At 49.2% G+C, this 21,046-nt stretch carries 17 protein-coding genes; 16 read left to right on the top strand and 1 reads right to left on the bottom strand.

Features of this window, described 5'->3' with window-relative positions; genetic code table 11:
- Window positions 1–196: 196 nt before the first annotated feature.
- Window positions 197–403, top strand: coding sequence for a type II toxin-antitoxin system HicB family antitoxin (locus tag AC5JMP_RS17435; protein WP_495852750.1), 207 nt, complete (start codon window positions 197–199; stop codon window positions 401–403).
- Between the two features lie 406 nt (window positions 404–809).
- Here AC5JMP_RS17435 and AC5JMP_RS17430 read toward each other — a convergent pair whose 3' ends face one another.
- Entirely contained in the window at window positions 810–3,005 is a 2,196-nt protein-coding gene (locus AC5JMP_RS17430; protein WP_495852749.1) for a phosphoketolase family protein, read from the bottom strand.
- Window positions 3,006–3,322: 317 nt separating this feature from the next.
- Here AC5JMP_RS17430 and AC5JMP_RS17425 point away from each other — a divergent pair, with 317 nt between their 5' ends.
- From AC5JMP_RS17425 to AC5JMP_RS17355, 15 genes are all read left to right on the top strand, one after another.
- Window positions 3,323–4,024 carry a glutamine amidotransferase-related protein gene (locus AC5JMP_RS17425; RefSeq protein ID WP_495852748.1) on the top strand — a complete coding sequence of 234 codons (702 nt, stop codon included), beginning with the start codon at window positions 3,323–3,325 and terminating at the stop codon, window positions 4,022–4,024.
- Between the two features lie 435 nt (window positions 4,025–4,459).
- Window positions 4,460–5,185 (top strand): HNH endonuclease, encoded by a 726-nt coding sequence (locus AC5JMP_RS17420; RefSeq protein ID WP_495852747.1) that lies wholly within the window; start codon window positions 4,460–4,462, stop codon window positions 5,183–5,185.
- Between the two features lie 134 nt (window positions 5,186–5,319).
- The gene (locus tag AC5JMP_RS17415; RefSeq protein WP_495852746.1) at window positions 5,320–6,009 is read left to right on the top strand and encodes an SDR family NAD(P)-dependent oxidoreductase; all 690 of its coding nucleotides are present in this window, start codon (window positions 5,320–5,322) and stop codon (window positions 6,007–6,009) included.
- Window positions 6,010–6,300: 291 nt separating this feature from the next.
- Window positions 6,301–6,693 (top strand): GFA family protein, encoded by a 393-nt coding sequence (locus AC5JMP_RS17410; protein ID WP_495852745.1) that lies wholly within the window; start codon window positions 6,301–6,303, stop codon window positions 6,691–6,693.
- 214 nt (window positions 6,694–6,907) lie between these two features.
- Window positions 6,908–7,438, top strand: a complete 531-nt coding sequence (locus AC5JMP_RS17405; protein ID WP_495852744.1) for a 2'-5' RNA ligase family protein — start codon at window positions 6,908–6,910, stop codon at window positions 7,436–7,438.
- A 168-nt stretch (window positions 7,439–7,606) separates the two neighbouring features.
- The gene (locus AC5JMP_RS17400) at window positions 7,607–8,101 is read left to right on the top strand and encodes a P-loop nucleotide/nucleoside kinase family protein (protein ID WP_495852743.1); all 495 of its coding nucleotides are present in this window, start codon (window positions 7,607–7,609) and stop codon (window positions 8,099–8,101) included.
- Window positions 8,102–8,491: 390 nt separating this feature from the next.
- On the top strand, window positions 8,492–8,950 hold the full coding sequence (locus AC5JMP_RS17395) for a pentapeptide repeat-containing protein (RefSeq protein WP_495852793.1): 459 nt from the start codon (window positions 8,492–8,494) through the stop codon (window positions 8,948–8,950).
- An 8-nt stretch (window positions 8,951–8,958) separates the two neighbouring features.
- A complete protein-coding gene (locus AC5JMP_RS17390; protein ID WP_495852742.1) occupies window positions 8,959–10,098 on the top strand; it encodes a 5-(carboxyamino)imidazole ribonucleotide synthase in 1,140 nt (379 codons plus the stop codon).
- A gap of 296 nt (window positions 10,099–10,394) precedes the next feature.
- A complete protein-coding gene (gene dnaB, locus AC5JMP_RS17385) occupies window positions 10,395–13,229 on the top strand; it encodes a replicative DNA helicase (protein ID WP_495852792.1) in 2,835 nt (944 codons plus the stop codon).
- 578 nt (window positions 13,230–13,807) lie between these two features.
- Window positions 13,808–14,893 (top strand): glycosyltransferase family 2 protein, encoded by a 1,086-nt coding sequence (locus AC5JMP_RS17380; protein ID WP_495852741.1) that lies wholly within the window; start codon window positions 13,808–13,810, stop codon window positions 14,891–14,893.
- Window positions 14,894–15,029: 136 nt separating this feature from the next.
- Window positions 15,030–16,163: a glycosyltransferase gene (locus tag AC5JMP_RS17375; RefSeq protein WP_495852791.1), complete on the top strand. Its 1,134-nt coding sequence runs from the start codon at window positions 15,030–15,032 to the stop codon at window positions 16,161–16,163.
- 23 nt (window positions 16,164–16,186) lie between these two features.
- On the top strand, window positions 16,187–17,629 hold the full coding sequence (wbaP, locus tag AC5JMP_RS17370) for an undecaprenyl-phosphate galactose phosphotransferase WbaP (RefSeq protein WP_495852740.1): 1,443 nt from the start codon (window positions 16,187–16,189) through the stop codon (window positions 17,627–17,629).
- Window positions 17,630–17,769: 140 nt separating this feature from the next.
- Window positions 17,770–19,083, top strand: a complete 1,314-nt coding sequence (locus AC5JMP_RS17365) for an O-antigen ligase family protein (RefSeq protein ID WP_495852739.1) — start codon at window positions 17,770–17,772, stop codon at window positions 19,081–19,083.
- Window positions 19,076–20,362, top strand: a complete 1,287-nt coding sequence (locus tag AC5JMP_RS17360) for a class I SAM-dependent methyltransferase (protein WP_495852738.1) — start codon at window positions 19,076–19,078, stop codon at window positions 20,360–20,362. The genes AC5JMP_RS17365 and AC5JMP_RS17360 overlap by 8 nt, the downstream gene beginning before the upstream one ends.
- Before the next feature lie 211 nt (window positions 20,363–20,573).
- Entirely contained in the window at window positions 20,574–21,035 is a 462-nt protein-coding gene (locus AC5JMP_RS17355) for a hypothetical protein (protein ID WP_495852737.1), read from the top strand.
- The last annotated feature ends 11 nt before the right edge of the window (window positions 21,036–21,046 follow it).

The raw sequence follows: 21,046 nt of genomic DNA, 5'->3' as shown, positions 1-21,046 counted from the left end.
TAGAACATCCAATCTACTCCTTGCGACAGTCTGCCGTAACTGCACAAGAGCTAGAGATAGGCAAAAAATAGGCGAAGATTGATAGCACTCTAGAGCAAAGCGAGTAAAGCATTCAGCGTTCGACGATGAATCTATCTCCTCTCTCCTAGCTCTAAAAGCATTGGCGATATTTTAAGAAATTATGCTGACTAGAAACATGGCTGAATATAGAGGATACATTGCCGAAATAACTCAGGATAAGACGACTCATCTCTTTCGAGGTTACGTCACAGAAGTCAAAGATATTGTCGTTTTTGAAGCAAAAACCCTAGAACTTGCTAAGCAAGAGTTTTATCTATCGATCGATGTTTATTTAGAGTTTTGTCAGAAGATTGGTAAGCAGCCAGATACATCTTTCGACTAGCGGCTATAGGATAGCTCTGTGCAATATTTAGCCAGTCAAAAATACGTACAGGCATCTATTAATTGTGAAATGCTGACCTCAAAGTTAATTTTGATTTCTCATTCATAAATTTTGTTTAAGCAAAATCTGATTACGCCTGAGCAAAACCCAATGCTAGGAACGGCTTACCTGATTTTGAGCTGAGGCTTTTTGATCTGGTTCGAGCATTATTGGGTTGTGTCTCAAGGATAATCAACTTGAGATAGCGATCGGTCGGTGTTTGGGCAGCGATCGCAAATGATGCCGATTTCAATTCAAATCATTTCTTTTGCGATCGCCTCTCTAGCTCCATTCATCTACAGGTGCGACAGATGCAAATGTCCGTTTGCCGCATTGAAGGAGCAAACGGACGTAGAGGTACCGCCTCCTATGCCACCAGCCCGATCGCCCGTTCAACTAATGTATCTGCTGTAATGCCGTTAAACGCCATTAGCTCCCCGGCGCTAGAGGTTGTTTCGCCTCGCTTCCAGGCGATCGTATCTCGCTTGATTGCGCTTCGCAGCATAATCGGTTCCAGCATGCCGCTGGCTCCACCAATAACGCCAATCAGGGCATCGCCGCCAAACATTGCCTCAAATCCAGCATCGTCTAGGAAGCCGCCATCGGGTTCGGAGCAGGTATCCCACGCTACGTCGCTGGGGCGATAGAGTCGGCGTGGACTGACAACAGAGACAATGCGTACGCCGTAGCCTTGGGCTTCTAGAGCCTTAGCCGCTTCAAATACGGGCATGAGGATCATGTCGCCTACGACTGCAAAGACGATCGTCTGGCTACCCGAAGAGTCATGCAGAATAATTGCCCCATCCTGGAGCGCCTGACGGGTTTGAGCTAACGTCGTGCGAATCGGCAAAGGCGACTTGCTAGCAGTTATCACCACGCCTTTGTTGACGGTAGACAAGCCCCACTCGTAGCAAGCCTGAATGCTGTTGGCATCGGGCGGAAACAGGGGAAAGACATTGCCGTTACGCATCATTGCCGCAAAGTAAGCTTCGATTTCGGGGCGTTGGTGCGTCCAGCCGTTGCGTCCTTGTTCTAGTGCGCCAGCGGTAAACAAAGTCAGGGTAGAAGGGGTGGGGCGGCGCAGTTCTGCCATGGCTTGCGTTACGGTTTGCCAGATGGGTAAACCGTTGATAGCAAAGGATTCATAGGAACACCAAAGGCTGCGAGAACCCATCAGCGCCAGCCCCACGGCAAGTCCGGCACAAGCATCTTCGCTGAGCGGCTCGTAGACCTGTCCTTTGGGACTTTGGTTATAGAGCGGATCTTCGGTAGGGTGAATAATTTTCAAGCCCTGGTTGATATTGGCAATACCGGATGCCTCGTTGCCGTCGGCATTGGTGACGAGATACTGCGCGTCTTTTTGCCCCACATACGCCACCAGCTGACCCATTGCCGTTGTCGAAACTTTGGCTTCGGCGATCGCATACTCCTCTAGCGGCAGCTCCCCCAAATCGGTCAAAGGCAATACCGCTTCTGTCACCGAAACCTGACTTGCCGAACCGCCTGTCGATCGCTCACAGTTGGCACGCACTAGCTCCCAGGCGGCGATTGGCAGCGATCGCGATTTTAGCCCCGCCACGATTTCAGCATTGTCGAGGGTGTGGTGTCCATAGAGGTTATGAGACTTTGCCCCGCGGGCATGGACTCCGGCTCCCTTCAGCTGCTTGATGATGAAGACTGTCAGCTTACCGCCCAGCGCCGATTTTGCCGCTTTGTCCACCCCAGCGAGAACGGCTTGGGTGAAGGCAAGCCGCTGTTCGGGGGAGAAGGCGGTGCTGTCTACGTAGGCTCCAGCTTGGTTTTGATCGTCGTAGTCTTTGGCATCAATCAGCACCACTTCCTCAAAGCCATTGCCCTGCCAGTAGGCGGTCATGCTGGCGTTGGTGTGCAGGGAAACCATGCTGTGATGCTCCTGCGAGTAGCCGTTCCACACCAGCACGGGCAGGAAGTTTGTGACGCTCGGAAAAGCCGTGTGAAAATGCGCCATGCTGCTCATGGGATAGGGTTCGCCCATGCCGCCATCGCCCATGGTGAAAGGAAAGAGCGTCCCTTTGTGCAGCAGAGCTGCCGCCATCGCGAAGTGCTGTCCTTGCCCAAGCGGCCCAGCTGGAGCCAGAATTCCTGGAATGTAGCCGGAGAGATGCCCTAGCAAGCCGTGCTTCTCGCGGAAGCGATCGCGCAATTCCTGCACGGTGCTAATGCCCATTGCCTCTAGCGATCGATCGAGAAACATGGCGCTGTAAAATCCGGGCGCATGGTGCCCCACTTCAGTGAGAATGTTTTTGTGACCCAGCATCACGAGAGCAGCATAGGCTTCGGTTTGGCTGGCGAAGCCTCCCGGATGTCCTGATGCTTTACTGGCGGTGACTTGCAGCGTCAGGTAGCGCAGGGCATCGGCGTAGAGCAGCGTTTGGTAAACGGCAGCGGGATCGGTGGGATCGGCGATCGCCTTACTGCCTTCAGCGATAGCTGGAGTCTTGCCATAGGTCTCGAACCCTGGCGGAGCCTCGCCAAAATACTGAATTCCTTCACAAAAAGCGGGGATCTGAGTAACAGCAGCCATGAATTCAAAGACCTCTTGACAAGTAGTACAGAGCAATTAACGCAGCGTAGCGGATAGGAGCTGATTAAGATTCGTTTAATTCTTAAATCCTATCGCCAGATGGTCTTGCAGAACGTGCGATCGCTTCATTTCATCTCCCTAGAACTTCTGAGGGGTGCCATTAGGATTGCTGATAGCGATCGCCTCAGCCAGAAATCTGCTCTTTTGACCTGCCCCAAATCGACAGTTCCTTATTTTTGAACAGTTTTTTTTATTTGAAAAGGCTAGGCTTTTAGCAGAAGCAATAGATGTAGAAACATAAAGCAGCAGTTGCGATTGTGAAAAAAGTTTTAGTGATTGTTCATCAAGAGTCTTCAGAGCCAGGTTTGGTGGGGCAGGTATTGCAGGAAAACGGCTACGCGCTAGACATTCGGTGCCCGGCGATCGGGGCAGACTTGCCTAAGACAATGGAGGATCATGCCGGGGTCGTGGTGTTCGGCGGCCCGATGAGCGCCAATGACGATGATTTACCGTTTATTCGGGCTGAATTAGAGTGGATTCCGATCGCCCTTGACTCTGGCAAGCCCTACCTGGGAATTTGTCTGGGGGCGCAGCTTTTGGCGCGAGTGCTAGGGGCAAAGGTCGCTCCCCATCCTCACGATCTGCGAGAAATTGGATATGTGCCGATTCAGCCCATATCCATTGCTCACAACCCGCTATCAGAACTGACCGAGGTTTATCAATGGCACAAAGAAGGCTTTGAGCTGCCCTCTGGCGCAACGCTATTAGCTACAGGCAAAACTTTTCCCCATCAGGCGTTTCAGTATGGGGCAGCCTACGGCACGCAGTTTCATCCAGAAATTACCCGCGCCATGATCGATCGGTGGATTGCTAAAGTACCGGAGCAGCTTAGTTTACCGGGCGCACAGCCCTATGAAGCTCACGTGGCAGGAAACGATCGTCATGCCGCCAAGATTGAACAATGGCTACGGAGATTCCTGTTGCAGAAATGGCTGAAGCTAGAACAGGTTGCTGCATAGCAATGCGCTTGTCCAAGCCCGCATTCACACCGTCACTCTGCGCTTAAACCTTAAGCCTGTCTGTTGGCAAGTTGCACCCGTTCGGGAAAGCACAAGGTAAAAGCGCGATCAATGTCAGAGTGCTGAGAGATTTTTTACGGCTTTTGTCAGGATTCTTTGATGTTGGAGAAGGGGCGCGATCGGGCAGATTAGGTCGAGATAGCGCCCAGTCTCATCAGTCCCATCTAGGAAGATATCTTGAAAATAGTTAGAAGGATTTTGCCTATCTCGCTAAATCGGCATACTATACGCAAAGATTCTGCCTATCTACCCAAATTGGGATGTTATACAGAAACTTTCGGTACATCTTCCTCCTCTGGGATGTTATGCGGAAACTTTCAGCCTAATAATAGTTAGACCTCTAGATAGTGAAATTGTTTTTCAAACCGTAGTTTTATGGCTTTTAGTGAAAAGACAAAACTGCTCGCAAAACATAAGTCGGCATTTAGATGCTGTCTCTGCCATAAGCCCTTTGTGGAGATCCACCACATCACTCCTCAAGCAGAGGGTGGAGCGGACAAACTGGATAATGCTGCTCCTTTATGTTCTTCCTGTCATGATCTTTACGGAGGTAATCCAGAGAAGAGAAAGACGATTCGGCAGATGAGGGATTATTGGTGGGATTTGATCGAGAAGAGGCGCAAAAACCTTACAGAAACACTCGACATAGAAAAATTCTGCGAAGTTTCAACAGATAAAAACTGGGAAGGAGTACTTCGGTCACAAGGAATTGTGCTCTATCATGCAGTGTTTGAAGAGGAAGGTTTTGAGGATAGCGCTGGGCATATCCACAGGTTGCTCAAAAGTGCTCAGGATAATACTCCCAATCAGAAAAGATTTTTATTCCTTGACATAGATAGTCATAGAAATGAGAATGGAGGGTTTGATCATGATATGTACGAACTTCAAAGACATTTTCTGTTGGGCTTTCTAGCTCCGTACTTCACTGAGATTTATATGCCTTTAGGGGTTATTAAAAATGAGAAGGCACAGAGGAATGATATTCCAGAAAGAATTGAGATTTTTGAAGACCTAAACCAGGAATCCATCAATGAAGCAATTGATAAAGGTGTATCTAGTATTTGGGTTGCAGATAAGGATAAATTGATGACATTTGAATAATGTTGATTAAAAGAGGTCTAACAATCCCGTTGCACACCGACCGTATAGAGACCATTGGTTGAGTCTGAGAGGTTACTAGCGGCGGGTGAACGGGGGCGTTAGATTTTAGAAGGCGCATATTTCAAGAGTTGGATATGGAATCTGAAAAAAGAAAAATTGTTGTGGTAGGAGCTAGTCGTGGTATTGGTTCGGCTGTAGCGCAGCACTTTGCCCAAAAAGGTGATTCTGTATTCTCAATTTCTAGAGGTCAGCCTATCGCAGGAAAGTGGATTCAAGCAGATATTTCCACTCCAGAAGGACTCAAATCAATTGTCAGTAGCATTGGTGAATCAACTGTCGATGCTTTCTTGTTTATGGGGGGAGTTTGGGAGAACGGCGCATTTACCGAGCAATATGACTTTATGACAAGCCCTGATCAAGAAACTCGCTTTGTGATAGCTGTAAATACTATTGCACCGATTGAATTGACCAAGCAGCTTGCTAAAAATCTTGCTAAATCTAACAACCCAAGAGCCATATTTATCGGCGCATTATCAGGATTAGATAACTCTCCAACGATCGAGGTAGCCAATACAGCATCTAAATTTGGGTTAAGGGGAGCAGCCCAGGCATTGAAACTAGCTCTCCGCGATTACAAGATTGGTATTACGGTCATTAACCCAGGTAATATCGCTACAGAAGAAGTAATGGCAGATATTGAACAGGGTAGATTTACAGCACAAGTTCCAATTTTGCTTACAGATATAATTTCTTCAATTGAATGGATTTTAACACTTTCAAATGCTGTGGATATTGGGGAGATAAATATGTATCAGAAAGGTTGATCGAGAAATATTCCAAGCAGATACAGGTTACAAATGTTGCCCAGAAACTGCGAAAAAACTGTGACATCTAACGATCCTGGTGCAGCGTACTGATCAAAGCCGCTTGTCTTATTGCACAGTTCTCGGCAACCGCTGACCAGAACCGTTAGCAGTCATTGTACGTGCCATCCTAGGCTTGGCAGCCTTCTTTCTCCCGGCATCAGTAGCGGCATCCACGAATACACCGTGAGAAACATATTAGTGTTGTTCGGGGTAACCCTTCCGACCGTTCCATTTTAGAGGAGACGCAGCATGGATCGATTCATCGGCGGTTGCCTGTGCGGCAATGTTCGACTTGTGGCAACAGGACTTCCATATCGGGTCGGACTTTGTCACTGCCTCGACTGCCGCAAGCATCATGGGGCGCTTTTTCACGCTTCCGCAGTGTTCCCTCAAAAGGCCGTAACGATCGATGGCGAAACACGCGACTACGGCGGGCGGTTTTTCTGTCCCCGCTGCGGCTCATCCATTTTTGCACGCACCGCAGACGAAATCGAAGTGAACCTAGGCTCCCTGGATGCCCCTGATCAATTGATGCCAACCTACGAAAACTGGATCGTCCGCCGTGAGTCTTGGTTACCGTCGTTTCCGCTCACGAGACGATACGATCGCGATCGAGACGCCACGAGTCGCTTTGAGGAGTAAGTTCCACAATAAGATCTCTATCTCCAGAAGGCGAAGCGCAACGAATACCGCGCAATTCTCTGAGACCTTCAATGACTGCTAAAAATTCGTTTGGAGTGGACTGCCGAAAGATTTTGGTATGGATTTCAAGGTCATCTGCTGTTCCAGAGAACCGTTGGGCTGCTTGAACGGCGGTGAAGGAGTAACCTGAATCTCAAGGTAACGTATTTGAAAAATGATGAAGAGCTTACTTGTTGTAAACTATCCAACGATTTCTGCTGAAAATTTTGATTGGATCCAATGTCTACGAAAGCAGCACGATCAACTGTATTGGGAGGTCATTGACCCTCATTTCACAATTGTGTTTCCCGTCTTCAATCTCGAAGAAAAAGCGTTCATTCATCATATTACGCAGGTAGCCAAAGAAATTGAGGCTTTTGACTTTGTGCTTCGGTGTGCAGTACTGGGTGACGATGCCTTCAGTGATTTCACCCATGTCTTTCTAGTTCCTGACGAGGGTTACAGCAGAATTGTGAAGTTACACGATCGCCTGTACACTGGCCTCTTAACCCACGAATTGCGCCTTGACATTCCGTTTGTTCCTCACATCGGAATTGCAAGTTCTCGTAAAGCGCAAATATGTAAGTGTGTGGTTGATGAATTAAATGCAAACCCTTTTGAAATTAGGGGGAGAGTGGAGAAGCTGGATGTGATTTGGTCTAAGGAGAATCAAGTGGAGACAATTAAACAAATCTCCTTGATGTAAATGCCTTAAATTTTAAGCTCATACTGAAGTACGAGCAGTTCAATAGCTCAACAGCCCAGATGAAGCGTACTTTTAAGATTGTCGTATAATAGCGAAACGTAACTCACAGCCGCTCATCTAGAACGTTAAGCTTACTAAGTAAATTTGACAACATAAGGATGATGGATCATGAAAACAGATCCCGTTCTGCACTTTTTTTGCGGAAAGATGGCATCAGGCAAGACAACGTTGTCGAAAAAATTGGCATCAGACCATAGTGCTATTCTTATCAGTGAAGATATCTGGTTGTCAAAGTTGTACCCAATAGAGATTAGTACCTTCGATGATTACCTGAAATACTCGTCACGCTTAAAACCTGTAGTCTCACAGCACGTGCAAGATATCCTTGCACAAGGGATATCTGTTGTTCTAGATTTTCCAGGCAACGTTCCTTCTCAGCGACAATGGTTCCGTTCAATATTTGAAGCAGCTAGAGTGAACCATGTGCTTCATCACATTGTTGCTTCTGACTCACTATGCAAAGCGCAATTGCATAAACGAAACGCTGAACAGCCTGAAGGTTCAATGATTATGTCTGAGGAGGAGTTCGACCATATCACGGCATATTTTCAACCACCAACTGATGACGAAGACTTTAACGTCACTAGATATGAATTTAGTTAATTAGGTTTATTAAGGCTTGCAGCGATCAAGCCACCCGCAAATAAGCTTTTAGCCGTAGATAGCAGAGTGCTTGCAGGGCAAAGATTTGAGGCATTTGTGTCAGGTAGTCAGCTTGTAATACCAATTTAAACTGGTTATGGGGCAGATGCAGCACAGAAATTTTATCAAGCCTAGGTTATACCGAAACGCAAGGCTGCCCAAGCTATCAGTCCGATCGCCTTTCTAGTTCAGAGGTACGATCGCTCCGCCTCCAGCAATTGACATCCTACACTCAGCAGCTAAGGATTAGGCTCAGAATGCGTCAAGATAAGGAAAGACCTTTCGTTTGACCTGAATTCAGGCTAAGTTCTTATGGGGCAGCGATCGCTGGGACAGGCAATAGCGTTAGGGATGGCGATCGTCCTTTTCTGGAGTACGCCGATCGCTTGGGCAGATTGGACAGTGCCGATGTCTTATAGCAATGCCGACTTGCGAGGACAAAACTTTTCTGGGCAGGAGTTGCAGGGTTCCGAGTTTTCTAACGCCAATTTAGAACTGACCAATTTTTCCCATGCAGATGTGCGGGGCACTGTATTTAGCGCTTCGGTGATGACAAAGGCAAACTTCCGGGGCGCAGATTTCACAAACGCCATGGTAGATCAAGTGAAGTTTACCGGGTCTGATCTCAGCGATGCGGTCTTCGCTGAAGCAATTTTGCTTAGGTCTACCTTTGAAGATGTAGACATTACCGGAGCTGATTTCAGCGATGCCATTTTAGATAGAGCGCAGGTCAAGCAGCTCTGTAACGTGGCAAGCGGCGTCAATTCTAAAACGGGAGTGGAGACACGAGAATCCTTGGGGTGTCGATAATTAATACGATGGAAAGATCAGTCAAACGGGTGGGAGTCATTGGTGGCGGACAGTTGGCGTGGATGATGGCAAAAGCAGCCCAAAAGCTGGGGCTAGATCTCGTCATTCAAACTCCCTCTCCAGACGATCCGGCAGTGACGATCGCCACTCAAACTCTCTTTGCTGCCGTTGATGATGCAGAGGCAACCGCAAAGCTAGCTTGCGATGTGATCACGTTTGAGAATGAGTTTGTCAATCTGGCGGCACTAGAGCAGATTCAGCCTATGCCCAGGTTTTATCCTACGTTGCGATCGCTCACTCCCCTGCTAGACAAATTTCATCAGCGCTGCTGCCTGCAAGAGCTAGGGCTGCCAACTCCCCGCTTTGCCGCACTGGATACTACCGCACTGGATACCATAGATACTGCGACCCTGAGCCAGTTTGGTTTTCCAGTTGTCCTCAAAGCCCGCCGCCTGGGGTACGACGGACGGGGAACGATCGTCCTTAAGGATTTGGCGGCGCTAGAGGCGGTTCTAGCATCCCAGACTTTTGAGCCAGGAATGTGGCTATTGGAGCAATTCGTGCCGTTTGAACGGGAGCTGGCGGTGATGGCAGCACGATCGCCCCAGGGTGAGATGGCAATCTATCCTGTTGTGGAAACACAGCAGGTTAATCAGGTCTGTCAGCGGGTGTTTGTTACGCAAGATTTTGGCAAGACGGCAGAAGTAGGGGCGATCGCTACAGCGTTGCTGACTCACTTAGATTATGTGGGCATCATGGGCATTGAGTTTTTTCTCACCCGCGAAGGCGACGTGCTGGTTAACGAAACGGCTCCTCGTACCCACAACTCAGGGCATTACAGCCTGGATGCCTGCGAAACCTCACAGTTTGAGCAACAGCTACGCGCTGTCAGCGGTTTGCCGTTAGGGAGTCCGGCATTGACCTGCGCTGGAGCAGTCATGGTGAATTTATTGGGCTATGAATCTGCAGAAAGTGACTACCTGGAGCAGCGGCAAAAGCTGGTCGAGATAGAGCGATCGCATCTCTATTGGTATGGTAAAACCTCGCGTCCGGGACGAAAGCTAGGGCATATCACGGTATTGCTAGAGGTGGATGGAGAGAAGGCAGAAGCGATCGCCCAAAAAATTGAGGCAATCTGGTATCCGTAGGGCGTTGGGCAAAAAAGCACTGGGCAAAAAAGCACTGGGCAAAAAGGTGCTGGGCAAAAAGGTGCTGGGCAAAGTAGTACATTTGTACGATAATAAGGTCAGGTTCTAAAACCACTGTTTTTTGAAACGCGAGGATAGAACCTGTAGATTGTCCTTCGTTTCCTCTTGCATCCGTGAAAAAGCAAGCTAAAATACTCAGCACTCAGGCTATTGTTCACGCTGATTTAATCCCTAATTCAGAAGCGACTAGCCTTGAGTTAAGCAGCCCTCAGCATCGCCCTACACAGCGCCATCCAATGGTTCAAGAACTTAACTTTCAGGCTTACAGCGATCGCATTCCTCCCCAAAACATTGATGCTGAGGAGGCAATTTTGGGCGGTATTTTGCTTGATCCTGAGGCGATCGGGCGAGTCATGGAGCTGTTGCGTCCGGAGGTGTTTTACATCAGCGCCCATCAGGAAATTTTTCGGGCGGCGGTTGGGCTTCAGGCGCAGGGCAGACCTACTGATCTAATGTCGGTCACAAGCTGGCTGAGCGATCGCGGTTTGCTCGAAAAAGTGGGCGGACAAAGCCAGTTGGCGCAGTTGGTCGATCGCACCATTAGCGCTGTCAACATTGACCAATACGCCCAGTTGGTTAACGACAAATATCTGCGGCGCAAGCTGATTCAGGTGGGCACAGAAATTACCCAGATGGGCTACCAGGCGGAAACGCCGATTGAGAAAGTCCTGGATCAGTCTGAGCAGAAGATTTTTGGCATCACTCAATCCCGCCCAAATCAGAGCTTAATCGCCACATCAGATATTCTTACCTCGACTTTTTCAGACATTGAGAGTCGATCGCTGGGTCTGGTACTGCCCGGAATTTCCTGCGGTTTCTATGATCTAGACGCTATGACTCAGGGTTTCCAGCGATCGGATTTGATCATTGCGGCTGGGCGACCGTCAATGGGCAAATGTCTAGCCTATGATTCGGAAATTCTATTGCAGGATGGCTCGATCGCCACGATTCAAGAAATTTATTATCGCCGTCAGGCGAACTTGCTGACATTAGCAGACAATTGGAAATTTCAGTTCACTCAGCCCTCTGCCTTCGTGGATGACGGTATTAAACCTGTCTTCCGAGTTGCGACCCGGCTAGGGCGATCGATTGAGACAACTCTAACGCATCCCTATCTCACAGTTCAAGGCTGGCGCAAGCTGTCAGAGTTGCAGCCAACCGACAAAATTGCTGTTCCCCGCCAGTTGCCGATTTTTGGGGCAGATACGTTGCGCCTCTGCGAAGTGAAGCTGCTTGCCTACTTGATTGGTGATGGTTGCCTAACGCACACTTGCCCAAGCTTTACCAATACTCATCCTAGAATTCAGGAAGATTTTATTGAAGCGATCGATCAGTTTGGCGATCTCAAGCTGCGAATTGAAACCTATGGTGGTAAACGCGCTACAAGCTACTATGTTTCAGCAAATCGGGAAGTCTCAGCCATCCATCGCCAAGACTTTGGCGATCGCCTAACCCAGCTTATCCAGCGCCAAGGCTTGTCTACCAGAAAAGTAGCAGAGTCGATTGGTGTTTCCCCTCCTCTCTTGTGCCAATGGAAGCAGGGGCTATGTTCACCGAATCTGGTTCTGTTTCAATCTCTCTGTCAAATCTTAGGAGTAGATGCCGTTGAACTTGCGCCACAGGGACATTCCTCTCTGGTTGCCGAAAATTGCCTAACTCAATGGCTGAGAACGCTAGATTTATGGGGTAAGGACGCTCATGCTAAAACTGTCCCACCACAGATTTTCAGGCTGGAGCGATCGCAGCTTTCGCTCTTCCTAAATCGGCTGTTCTCAACGGATGGCTGGGCTTCTGTCTTGGCAAGCGGTCAGGCTCAACTAGGGTTCGCAACGGTTAGCGAGAAACTGGCGCGGCAGGTGCAGCATTTACTCTTAAGATTTGGTGTTATTGCTGCCTTAAAACATCGATCGGTGAAGTATAAAGAGGGTCGTCGCTCAGCTTGGCAGCTTGATATTACAGATGCCATTTCTATTCAAACCTTCATTGCCGAAATTGGCATCTTTGGGAAAGAATCTGCTGTTTCTAAAGTGCAGGTCGCACTACAGAGCAAGCGTTATCAGACTAATCGCGATCTGATTCCTATCGAAGTATGGCAGCAGATTACAGCTGCTAAAGGTACTGAAAGTTGGAAATCTCTGGCGCTTCGAGCAGGCATTGCGGGGCATAGCAATATCCATGTGGGGAAACGGGCACCTACTCGCGATCGCCTCCAGACTCTAGCCATGGCATTAGAGCATTCTGAGTTGACTGCACTGGCAGCTAGCGAGATCTATTGGGATGAAATTGTTTCAATTGAGTTAGTGGGCTATAAGCAGGTCTATGACTTAACTATTCCTGGAACCCACAACTTTGTTGCAAACGATATTTGCGTTCACAACACTAGCTTCGTTTTGAACATTGCTCGCAACATCGCCGCTTTTCACAAACTGCCGATCGCCGTTTTTAGCCTGGAAATGTCCAAAGAGCAGTTGGTCTATCGCTTACTGTCTAGCGAGGCGCAAATCGAGAGCGGTCGGTTGCGATCGGGACGAATTAGTCAGGCGGAGTGGGAGCCTTTGGGCAACGCCATCAGCGTTTTGTCGCAGGTGCCAATTTTTATTGACGATACGCCCAACATTGCGGTTGCCGAGATGCGATCGAAAGCGCGACGGCTCCAAGCTGAGCAAGGCGGCGCATTGGGGCTAATTTTAATTGACTATTTGCAGCTCATGGAGGGCAGCGGCAGCGACAACCGAGTGCAGGAATTGTCGAAAGTGACGCGATCGCTCAAAGGATTAGCCCGTGAGCTGAACGTGCCCATCATTGCCCTATCTCAGCTCAGTCGTGGCGTGGAGTCTCGCACCAACAAGCGCCCGATGATGTCCGATTTGAGAGAGTCGGGTTCCATCGAGCAGGATGCGGATCTGATCATGATGCTCTATCGCGAAGAGTATTACAACGCTGATACGCCCGATCGCGGCATCACGGAAGTCATTATCAACAAACATCGCAATGGCCCGGTGGGTACGGTCAAGCTGCTGTTTGAGCCGCAGTTTACCCGCTTCCGCAATATGGCATCGGGCGATCGATAGGGAGCGGCGAACCCGTACTTGTGCCTTGGCAGAAGGCGCACCTCAGAAATCGGGTAGTCCTTACCTAAATACTGTCACCAGAAATTATTGTACTATTTTACACTTCTATGTATACTAAAGGAGTATTTATACGTAGGAAAGATCAACTTGCGGACTATCGTCAGTGATGTTTTCTCGTACAAGTATTCGTCAGCTTTGTTTCGTCAGCTTTGTAAGGTTCCCCCCCTTCATTCGCTCTACGCATCATTTCTAACCGCCTCCAACCCTCTTAGCATTTATTCTCCCTAAAGCTGAGATGTGGTCTTGTGAATTTAGCTAAGCCTAAACTCAGTATTTTTGCTGAAAAATTAAGTTGACAAAGTTGATGCAATAAGCCTCTGCTTTCTAAAGACCCCTACTTTATGAAAGACGCTTGTTCTCGCACATATAGCGATCGCTGTATGTCGATGGCTTGCGCTCAATTTTTCATGCCGAATTTTATACGTCTTTCAATGACAGAACAATTATGTTTTTCAAAAACATGATGTTTTTGATTAATCCAGCTTAAGGCAGCAACACAATTTTTTAGAGGCTAATGCATGATGTCTACTCATGAAATGGATAATGAAGCAGTGAGTCATGAAGCTAGGGATTTACAAATCTCTATTTGTATTTCTACATACCAACGTCCTGAAGGTTTAAGACGTTTGCTAGATGGACTCGATCGCCTAACATTTACGCAGATTAGCCCACCTGCAATTGAAGTAATCGTCGTTGATAATGATGCATCTCGATCGGCAAATGAGTTTTGCGAAAACAGAAAACATAGCTTTAAATGGTCATTGAAATATGATCACGAGCTGCAACAAGGTGTCTCTTATACTCGGAATCGAACTATTGCTAACACTTCAGAAGACTCAGATTTCATCGTCATCATTGATGATGATGAGGTACCCGTTGCTGAATGGCTTGAAGAACTTTTGCTAACACAGCAGCAATACAATGCAGATGTTGTTTCAGGACCCGTTCTTGCCCATTTTGAAGGAGATAATGTTCCTCAATGGATTGAACAAGGAAAATTCTTTGAGCCTCATCGCTATCCTACAGGGCAGCCAATAAATGTTGCTTTCACCAACAATGTGCTAATCCGAAGCAGCATTTTGAAAGGGTTAGAACAGGTATTTGACGAGCGTTTGGCTATTAAGGGAGCAGAGGATACCTATTTATTTATGCGATTACGCAAGGACGGATATCATATTGTTTGGTCGGATGAAGCGATCGTCTATGAATGGATACCTCAATCGCGCACGAATCTAAAGTGGTTACTCCAGAGAGGCTACTGGGGCTGGAGTTCCTACAGTCTTTTCGAGAAAGAACTTTATCCTTCTCTTTATCTTCAAACCCTGCGCTTTATCAAAGGCTGTGGGCTGATTGTAGCTGGCGCTCTAGCTCTTATTCCATCTGCCTTCAAGGGAAAGTATAAATTGAGTCAAGCTTTGCTGAATCTCTACAGAGGGGCAGGCACTTTGTCGGGATTATTGGGCTTCCAGGGAGAATGGCTAAACGCAGAAGAGACATCAGGACTTCTCTCGTATATCTTGACGTTGAGAACTCTGGTTTCTAGAGCAAAGCTATGGGCGTTGAAGCTCAGTCCACTCAATGTGAAAGCCACGCGAGGGATCTAGCGAAGTTAGCGAACAAACAAACTTTGGATGAGGATTGCGGGAACATTCCCTAACTCTGCGACAATCTCTGAACAGGAGAGCAGGTGTGGGAGTGTTTGGTATGGACAGCTTTGAGAGCGGCATTAGGAGCAACAGCATTAAAACCGCTCTGATTCATGAGTGGCTGGTGACATACGCCGGATCAGAGCGAGTGGTTGAGCAAATTCTCGGACTGCATCCTCATGCCGACTTGTTTAGTCTGGTAGAGTTTTTACCCAGCCATCTGCGGGAATTTATTCAGCACAAGTCGGTTAACACCTCTTTTTTGCAACATTTGCCCTTTGCCCAGCGCCATTTTCGGGCGTACCTGCCCTTGATGCCTTTGGCGATCGAGCAGCTTGATGTGTCTCCCTATGAGCTGATTCTCTCCAGCAGCCATGCGGTTGCCAAAGGCGTAATTACTCGACCTGATCAGCTTCACCTCTGCTATGTGCATACGCCCATGCGCTATGCCTGGGATCTTCAGCAGCAGTATCTCCAGGGGGCAAGGCTCGATCGCGGCGTTAAGTCTCTTCTGGCTCAAGCTATTCTTCACTACCTGCGGCTTTGGGATTTGGCAAGCGCCAATCGGGTCGATCATTTTGCAGCAAACTCCCGGTATGTGGCGCAGCGCATCTGGAAAACCTATCGGCGATCGGCTCAGGTCATCTATCCCCCTGTGTCGGTCGATCGCTTCTACCCCAAGACGCAGCGCGAGGATTTCTACTTTACGCTGGCTCGGTTTGTGCCCTACAAGCGCGTAGATTTGATTGTGGAAGCCTTTAACCGACTGGGGCTGCCGCTAGTGGTGATGGGCGATGGAGCCGACTGGTCAAGAATTGCGGCGATCGCCCAACCCAACATTCACCTGATGCGGCACCAGTCTGAGGAGGTTGTCGTCAACTATATGCAGCGCTGCAAGGCATTTGTCTATGCGGCAGCTGAGGATTTTGGCATTGCTGCCGTAGAGGCTCAGGCTGCCGGAGCACCCGTGATTGCCTACGGCAGAGGCGGCATTACCGAAACTGTGATTTCTGAGAAAACAGGGCTGTTTTTTCCGGAACAAACCGTGGAGAGCTTGATGGCATCTGTGCGCTTGTTTGAGTCGGGGGCATATTCCTTCAGTGCTGATCTGCTGCGACAAAATGCCGAAAAATTTGCTCCAGAGCGATTCCGTGACCAGTTTTCTGGCTTTGTGGAAACGAAATGGACAAAATTTCAGCAGAGGAACGGCAGACATGGCATACAGTAGTAGCGTGAGGAAAATGTACTGCAATGCAACTTAATCGCGCGTTACAGCCTGCTATTTTGGCGATCTCCATATCCACTCGCTCCTGGCCGACCTTTGCTCTCATGATCGGTTCAGATGTGCTGGCACTCAGCCTTGCCTGGATCGGCAGCGTTCAGATGCGAATGCTGGCTGAAGAACAGTTTCATCCCTCGGTTTACTGGCAGCTGTGCCCGATGCTGGCTCTGTTTATTTTGGCTTATGCGATCGTCGGTCTTTACCCCGGTGTTGCCAATAGCCCCGTAGACGAGCTGCGCTGGACAAGCCTCTCGACCACGCTGATCTACATGGCTTTGGTGGCAACTTTGTTTCTGCGCCGCGAGGGAGAGATCTACTCGCGGGAAGTGTTTATCATTGCCTGGGTGCTATCGATCGTCCTAGTTCTCACCTTTCGGGCGCTGGTACGGCTAATTTTTGCCCCCTGTCGCTGGTGGGGCTATCCCGTCATGGTGCTGGGAGCTGGAAAAACGGGGGCGATGGTGATCCAGACCTTAAAGCAGCGTCCGGGAATCGGGCTGAAGCCTGTACTGGTGCTGGATGATAACCCCGAAAAGCATGGCTTGCTCCAGGGTGTGCCTGTCGTAGGCGGCGTAGAGATGGCTCCAGCTTTGGCACGCACCCGCAAGATTCCCTATGCGATCGTAGCAATGCCAGGAGTGCCGCGCGATCGCCTGATTCGGCTAATTGAGGATTACGGCATCGCCTTTGCCCACCTGCTGATCATCCCCGATTTATTTGAGTTTTCTAGCCTCTGGGTTTCCGCTAAAGATATGGGCGGTGTCCTGGGGCTAGAAGTGCGCCAACGGCTGCTGATGCCAGGGCCGCGTTTTGCTAAGTTTTCCATTGATCTCGCCGCTACGCTGGTGGGTGGTTTGCTCATCCTGCCGCTGATTTTCCTGATCGCCATTCTGATTAAGCTGGACTCGCCCGGATCAATTTTTTACCGACAGACTCGTATTGGGCTAGGCGGCAAGCACTTCAGGGCATGGAAGTTTCGCACGATGGTTCCTAACGCCTCCAAAATACTGGAAGAGTACCTGAGCAAGCATCCTGAGCTGCGAGAAAACTGGACAAAAGATCACAAGCTTCGCTACGACCCGCGCGTGACCCGCATCGGCAAGTTTTTACGGCGGACTAGCCTGGATGAACTGCCGCAGCTCTGGAATATCCTTCGAGGCGAGATGAGTTTGGTCGGCCCTAGACCGATCGTCGATGAGGAGATCGATCGCTACGGCGACAAATTCCCACTTTACACAAAAGTCATTCCTGGATTGACCGGGTTATGGCAGGTGTCGGGGCGCAACAATATCACTTATCAAGAGCGGGTGAATTTGGATGCCTACTATGTGCGAAACTGGTCAGTCTGGCTAGATATCTACATTTTGACTCGAACGATTTGGGTAGTCGTGACTGGAGAGGGCGCCTATTAAAAGGGATATGAGCTTGTAGCGCTTTGCGCTTAGTCAAGTGTGGGTTATTTTTCAGAAGCCACACTCCGCGCGGCTTCTGAAAAATAACTGTGGTTTATGCAATTGAAAATTGCTGTAAGGGTGACATCAGCAAAGGCGACATGAGCGAACAGCCGCATCAATTGAGGGGGAAACAGCTTAGGCTGTACGATCGCTTCTTTCAAGCAGGTCTGATTGCCCTGCCCTACCTGACTTACCTCGGTCTTGTCGGCATTGGGGTAGCTCTGATCTATCTGCTGATTACCTTTAGGCGATCGCGCCTTGACTCGTTTACCCGCAATGGGCTACTGCTCATCAGCGGATTGATGGTGCTTAGCGGGCTATTTGCCTTCGATCGAGGCGAAGCTTTTTTGCAGCTCACGAACTACCTGCCCTTCTTCCTGCTGTTTGCCTTTCTGCCCTATCTGCTGAGGGGAGCCGAGCGATTAGAAGAGCTGGCTTTTAGCATGGTAGTGACCGCCATTCCGCTCAACTTGATGGCGCTAGGAGATTATCTGCTCAGAGCGGGCTGGATTCCGCGCCAGATTCGCCGTGTTCCCTTCGTGAAGTGGATTCGCAGCCGTCCCCATGAGGGTAGAGCGCTGGCGACTTTTGGACATCCCAACGCGCTAGCAGCATACCTGGTGATTCTGTTTGGGCTGGGGCTGGGGCTAATTGTTTGCCATAACCTGCGGCGGCAGGCGATCGCTCGCCCAAGAAGATTCTCCTATCCTGCATGGCTCTACTGCGGCACTTTTATCAATCTGCTGGGCATCTTTTGCTCTGGCTCCCGCAACGGTCTGCTGGTGGCAGTTTCACAGCTTGTGCTTTTCGGTATTTTTACCAAAGCCAGTCGAGCGATCGTTTTGGGAGGACTGCTGGGCATTGGCGGTCTTGGGGTAGGTGTGACTTGGCTGGGCGTGGGAGGGCGATCGCAGTGGGGCAACTGGACGGATGAATCGCGGCTGGTCATCTGGAGAATTGCGTTGGATTTGATCCGAGAGCGTCCGCTGCTAGGCTGGGGCTTGGGCAACTACAAGTTTCTCTACCCCTCCCGAATTGTGGGGCTGAATCTTCAAGAAACCTATGTGGGGCATCCCCATAATCTGTGGCTGATGCTGGGCTGTGAGGGCGGTATTGTGCTGATGTTTGCCTTTAGTCTTTGGGTGGGCTACCTCTGCTTTCGCGGAGTCAAAGCCTTGATTTTGCAGCAGCTAAAACCAATCGATCGCGCAGTTTTGCTGGGCTACCTAGCGGCATTTTGGGGTTGCGTTGCGTTTGCCTTCTTTGATGTGCCGATCTTTGACGCCCGACTCAATGTGATGGGCTGGGTGCTGCTGGCAGGAATTTACACGTTGGTAAGCGATGCATCAGATCCGTCGAGCAATATGATGAGTAAAAATGAGAATCGGGGAGTCATTGACCAAGATGAATAATGCTGCCAGTAATTTGCCTAACACCCGTGACTTGCCTAACAACTTACCCAGCGGCGAACTCTATCTCTACCAACTTCTTAGCCTGATTGAAACAGGATATTTGACGGTTGTTAATCCCCAGGGCAAAGAATTTAACTTTGGCACGATCGGCACTGTGCCTGAGCTACGGCTGATTATTCACAATCAAAACACCTACGATCGCATTCTCACCTTTGGGTCGCTGGGCTTTTGTGAAGCCTACATGGAAGGCTGGTGGGATGAAGCCAGCAATAATCTGGTGGGGCTAACTCAGCTCTTCTTTCGCAATGGTGTGTATAAAAAAGCGCGGGATAAGGCGACCTTGCCGCTGATGATAAGAGTAGTATCGCAGCGGTTGCGAACGCTGCCCACTCAGGTGCAAAACAGTCGAAAAAATGTCCAGCATCATTACGATTTAGGCAACGATTTCTACCAGCAGTTTCTCGATCGCACCCTCACCTATTCCTGCGGCTATCAGATGCGAGAAACCGATTCGCTGGAAGAGATGCAGCTTCAAAAGTATGAATTGATTTGCCGAAAATTGGCTTTGCAGCCTGGAGAGTCTTTGATCGACATCGGCTGTGGCTGGGGCGGGATGCTGATCTATGCTGCCGAGCATTACGGCATTTCTGGAACAGGAATTACGCTGAGCAAGGAGCAAGGCAAACTTGCCCAAGAACGGATTGAGCAGAAGGGATTGGGCGATCGCCTCAAGATTGTCCTATCAGACTATCGAGAAATTCAGGGTGAATATGACAAGTTCGTGAGTATCGGCATGTTTGAACATGTGGGCAAGGACAGTTTTGGCACCTTTATGGGCAAAGCTAAATCGCTGCTGAAACCCAACGGCATTGGCTTACTCCACACGATCGTCACGGAAGGCGTTGAGAGAAACGGAGCCTGGGTTGACAAATATATTTTCCCAGGGGGCTGCCTGCCGCACCTATACGAGATTGCTCAGGCCATGCGGGCAGAGCGGCTGACGATCGCCCACTGCGAAAACCTGCGCCCCCACTATGCTGAAACTCTAAGACAATGGGGCATCAACTTCACCAAAAATAAGGATGAGATTAAGGCACTCTCTCCTGCGTATGACGATCGCTTTCTCCGTATGTGGGATCTCTACCTGCAAACCTCCGAAGCTTCGTTCCGGGATGGTGCTCTACAAGTCCATCAGATTTTGTTCTATAAAGACAAGCAGTGGCCGCTCACTATTCCTCTAGATTTTTCCGTGCCTCATGAAAAACCCTCGCCAATTTGACGAGGGCACATGATTGTGTGACGTGGGTGAATTATGATAGTTCAATTGTACTATATTTCTAGCGCTTTGGCAAACGCTTTAGTAAATACTTTGGCAAACAGTCCCGGATAGGATCTGTCCCAACCTGCAAAATGAACAAAAGCAGATTGTGCGAAAGTAGGCTGTGCGCAACCCAACGTTGAACAACTTTTGGTAAAAATTAGGTAAAAATATGAACCGTTTTTCTTTTGCAGCTTTAATGGCGATTGCGTCTGTGGCGCTAGGCTTGCCTTTTATTGCTCAAGCTCAGACCGCATCCCCCGAAGCTCCCTTTTCGATCACGCCCACTAATCCACTCAATCTGCAAATCCAGAACTCGGCGGCTCAGGCAGGCAACCTGAATCGAGCAAAGAATCTGGCGCGACAAACGGCAGAGAAAGCCAACGGAGGTTTGGGACTCTACCGAGCCGAAGCGTCAATGCATGGCCCGGCGGCTGAGGCTCCCTTTTTCGACAATGGTGATGGCACTTTCACATTTACCTTTTTGGGTGGAAAACCGGGTTACACAACGCCCAGCGTTCAGTCGGTTGTAATAGTCAACACAACAGATTGGTCAACTCGCCTGGGCTACAATGGTGCCATCCGCACTCTTGTTGTGCCTCCATCTATTGTGCCTTCTCAAACACCCAGATAGAAATGGCTGTG

It is taken from the genome of Drouetiella sp. (assembly GCF_059504425.1).
Note: the sequence above shows the minus strand (reverse complement) of the source record. Positions and strands in the feature narration are given on the sequence as shown.

Coding starts and splice junctions, on each gene's coding strand:
- AC5JMP_RS17360 (WP_495852738.1), top strand. CDS start 19,076: ATGAATAATGCTGCCAGTAATTTGCCTAACACCCGTGACTTGCCTAAC.
- AC5JMP_RS17400 (WP_495852743.1), top strand. CDS start 7,607: ATGAAAACAGATCCCGTTCTGCACTTTTTTTGCGGAAAGATGGCATCA.
- AC5JMP_RS17405 (WP_495852744.1), top strand. CDS start 6,908: ATGATGAAGAGCTTACTTGTTGTAAACTATCCAACGATTTCTGCTGAA.
- AC5JMP_RS17395 (WP_495852793.1), top strand. CDS start 8,492: ATGGCGATCGTCCTTTTCTGGAGTACGCCGATCGCTTGGGCAGATTGG.
- dnaB (WP_495852792.1), top strand. CDS start 10,395: ATGGTTCAAGAACTTAACTTTCAGGCTTACAGCGATCGCATTCCTCCC.
- AC5JMP_RS17365 (WP_495852739.1), top strand. CDS start 17,770: ATGAGCGAACAGCCGCATCAATTGAGGGGGAAACAGCTTAGGCTGTAC.
- wbaP (WP_495852740.1), top strand. CDS start 16,187: ATGCAACTTAATCGCGCGTTACAGCCTGCTATTTTGGCGATCTCCATA.
- AC5JMP_RS17390 (WP_495852742.1), top strand. CDS start 8,959: ATGGAAAGATCAGTCAAACGGGTGGGAGTCATTGGTGGCGGACAGTTG.
- AC5JMP_RS17430 (WP_495852749.1), bottom strand. CDS start 3,005: ATGGCTGCTGTTACTCAGATCCCCGCTTTTTGTGAAGGAATTCAGTAT.
- AC5JMP_RS17410 (WP_495852745.1), top strand. CDS start 6,301: ATGGATCGATTCATCGGCGGTTGCCTGTGCGGCAATGTTCGACTTGTG.
- AC5JMP_RS17380 (WP_495852741.1), top strand. CDS start 13,808: ATGATGTCTACTCATGAAATGGATAATGAAGCAGTGAGTCATGAAGCT.
- AC5JMP_RS17355 (WP_495852737.1), top strand. CDS start 20,574: ATGAACCGTTTTTCTTTTGCAGCTTTAATGGCGATTGCGTCTGTGGCG.
- AC5JMP_RS17415 (WP_495852746.1), top strand. CDS start 5,320: ATGGAATCTGAAAAAAGAAAAATTGTTGTGGTAGGAGCTAGTCGTGGT.
- AC5JMP_RS17435 (WP_495852750.1), top strand. CDS start 197: ATGGCTGAATATAGAGGATACATTGCCGAAATAACTCAGGATAAGACG.
- AC5JMP_RS17420 (WP_495852747.1), top strand. CDS start 4,460: ATGGCTTTTAGTGAAAAGACAAAACTGCTCGCAAAACATAAGTCGGCA.